2 protein-coding genes are annotated in these 3249 nt (G+C 61.4%); one reads left to right on the plus strand and one right to left on the minus strand.

Going from position 1 to position 3249, the window contains the following annotated elements; translation table 11 throughout:
* Positions 1-275: 275 nt before the first annotated feature.
* The gene (locus tag AB0B89_RS35650) at positions 276-569 is read right to left on the minus strand and encodes a hypothetical protein (RefSeq protein ID WP_358561962.1); all 294 of its coding nucleotides are present in this window, start codon (positions 567-569) and stop codon (positions 276-278) included.
* A gap of 441 nt (positions 570-1010) precedes the next feature.
* On the opposite strand from AB0B89_RS35650, the gene AB0B89_RS35655 reads away from it, so the two are divergent.
* The gene (locus AB0B89_RS35655; RefSeq protein ID WP_358561965.1) at positions 1011-3179 is read left to right on the plus strand and encodes a DNRLRE domain-containing protein; all 2169 of its coding nucleotides are present in this window, start codon (positions 1011-1013) and stop codon (positions 3177-3179) included.
* Positions 3180-3249 lie beyond the last annotated feature (70 nt).

The raw sequence follows: 3249 nt of genomic DNA on the forward strand, positions 1-3249 counted from the left end.
TCGGTCACATCAAAGCGCGCCACATCCGAGTTCTATCAGCCATGACCAGCCCGCTACCGGACCCCACCAAGATCCGAACGTCAAACAGCTCCTAGTTCCCTCCGTCCGTCGATCACCTTTGCGTACACACGTTGCAGGACCTCTAGGCTGTGGCCCGCTCGCTTGGCGACCTCGGTCGAGGCGACGCCGGAGGCTAGCCGGAGGGAGACGGCGGCGCGTCGAAGGTAGTGCGGCGTCGCCGCCAACGACGAGGCCATCTGCTCAGGGGTGAGCGCCTACTTGCGTGCAGACTTCCAGACGCCGGAGATCGCCGAGCTGGTGTACGACCGCCCTTGCTCGTGGCGAACAGTCTGCCGTTGCCGGCCACCCCGAACTGCTCGATGTGCTCGCGCAAGATCTTCACCAAAGCCGGAGAAGTCGGCACGGGCAAGCATGTCCTTGTCCGCCCGATGCTTCAAACCACGATCATCATGCGCGGCACCCGAGTCGGTATAGCGCTTGTTGGCGAAGGGCCGCGCACTGACAGAGTGATCGCCCTCGCCTTGGCACGCCCACCGCTGGTAGCTCACGTACAGCACGATCGGGCTGTATCGGTAGCGCTGGCCGAACAGACGCCCCCGCGGGCACTCTCCGTACTTTCATGCTGACAAGAGCGGCATGTTTGGGTCCACCGCGATACCGCTACCTAGCGTGACACTTTCATCGCAGTCAGCATCGCAGGCCTTGGGTGTGCCAGATTTGCACGTAGACCGCGACACCCCCTTGGCCTCGTCGATAGCAGTTCTTCCCCAAAACGGGAACCCGGTCACGGTCTTGCCCTAGCGTTCACACAATATGTAATACATGTCCGAAAATCCAGTTTTGGACAAGATTTATGACCCCCTAGGGCTGCCACCTGCGCGCCCAACGATCAAGCCTCTCGCTGTGTTCTTGATCACACTTATGCAAACCTTCACGGTCATGTCACGATTCGCTGGCAACCTCCCAAAAGGGATAGGAGACCCCAAGAGTTGCATACTTCATCAGCGAGTCAACGTCGCTCGATCCTCACCAAGGGTCAGCATCGCAGACTGGCAATCGCAGCGCTCACGGCATCGAGCCTTCTAGCATCACTGCTGTCGGCGGGGACCGCGTCGGCGCAAACCGAGCCATCCCCACACCCAAAAGGCAGCGACCAGAGCGCCGCACAAAGCGAGCTGACCGAGGCAGTCGAGCAGGCAAAGAGCACCGGCAAGCCCGTGCAGCTTCCGTCACTGACGACCGAAACCTCAACCAGCGAGGTGACTCCAGCGGGCAAGATCACTACGCGGATCACCTCCGGCCCCGTCCGAGTCAAGGACGCAAACGGCAATTGGCAGAAGATCGACACCGACCTCGAACGGTCGGGGAATACGCTGCAGCCAAAGGCGGCCAAGGCCGACATCAAGTTCTCGGGCGGTGGCAGCGGGCCGTTCGCCGAGTTCCGTCGCAGCGACGGCACGTCCCTCAGCCTTGGCTGGGAGGGGCAATTACCCCAACCAGCGATCGAGGGCAACAAGGCCATCTATCGAGGCGTCGCAGGAGAGGGAGCCGGTGACCTCGTCGCCACGGCCCTTCCCACCGGCTTGCGATTCGACGTCGTCCTCAACCGCAAGCCCACCAGCCCGGTAGAGGTACACATTCCCATCACCCCCCAGGGACTCACCTTGGGCGACAACGAGGGCAACCTCAAGGTAAGCGACTCTGCCGGCGAGGTGATCGCAATCTCCTCCAAGCCGGCAATGTGGGACTCCAATGCCAGCAACAAGGGACTCACCTCGCGAATCGGCCACCTAGCGGCCATTCGTCACGGCCGCAGCGGCCCGATCACCTCCAAGGTCATCGACAAGACCGGCGGCAAGGTGTTCGTGCTCAAGCCGTCCATGGATTTCCTTAACGACCCCGAGACGACCTACCCCGTCACAGTCGACCCCTCAGTTGCTTTGCCGCTCAACGGCGACACAGACGTGGATAGCGAGAATGACTGGAACAACGTCGACGGCGAATACCTGACCGCCGGGACGCAGGGCACCCAGAAGTCCCGAATCTACCTGGCCTTCGACACCAGAGGCCTTCCCGCCATCACGTCAGCCCAGCTCTCCCTCACCAACTTCGACGCTCCCAGCTGCGGCGCCACGGTCGGGGCCGGCATCCAGGTCCGACGCATCACCGGCTTCTGGCACGCCGACACCCAGACCTGGACACCCCAACCGACCAACACCACCGACGGCGCCGTCACCAACACCGCGGGCATCGATTCAACCTGCGCCACTTGGCCCGGCCAAATGACGTGGAACGTCACCACGATCGTCAGCGCCTGGGCAAGCGGAACCGCCCCCAACCACGGCCTGGTGCTGCAATCCCCCACAGAAACAACCAGCAACAACTACCGGGTCTTCACCTCCTCCGAGAACACCGATGACTTCGGCCCCCCACCCACGCTGACCGTCACCTCCGACACCGTCTTTATTCCAGGTGAGGGGGAGGACCCAGCCGATCCTGGTCCTGAGGATTTTAGACCAGGACAAGTGGATGTAGACACGGGCTCGTGGGTCATCAGCGGCATCGATGTGTTCGAGGATGGGCTGGTCACCACTCGCAGTCACAGTGCTGGTCAACGCACAGATGTAGCCCGTCCGAACGAGGCTGTTCTCGGCCCAAATTGGCGACTGGAACCTCTCGGCGGAATACTTAGATCTCGCCTAGTGGACAACAGCAGCAACGGCTACCTGCAGTTCGTGTACAGCACCGGCACGGAATCGGTGCGCTTCCTCGCCAACCAAGCACAGCCCGGGACGTTCACTGGCGATGATGGTGCGACCATAGTAAAGAACGCCGATGGCACGTTCACACAAAGCGGTGGCGAGTTTCAAATCACTTTAGTGTGGACCCAGGTGGGCAGTGAGTATCTCATCACCTCGCTGGGGGCCGCGGACACAGGCATGCAAACCATCAGTTACGACACTCAGGGGCGAGTGACGCGTCTGGTCTCCCCCGCAACTCAGGGTGTTTGCCCAACTCCCGATGCGCCTGGGTGTGCTTCGGTGACCTTTCAGTACGCCACAGCCACCACCGCAACCACGTCTCAACTGGGGGACGTAGCTGGACAGGTAAAGTCGATCAGCTACGATGCCCCCGGCGGAACCTGTCAAACGTGTTGAGACATCAGGCTACTTGTGTGGTTTGTGGTGAAGCGCCGTCGTCTTGAGACGTGAGTGGTTTGTTGATCCA

The organism is Sphaerisporangium sp. NPDC049002 (assembly GCF_040649355.1).
GTDB lineage: Bacteria > Actinomycetota > Actinomycetes > Streptosporangiales > Streptosporangiaceae > Sphaerisporangium.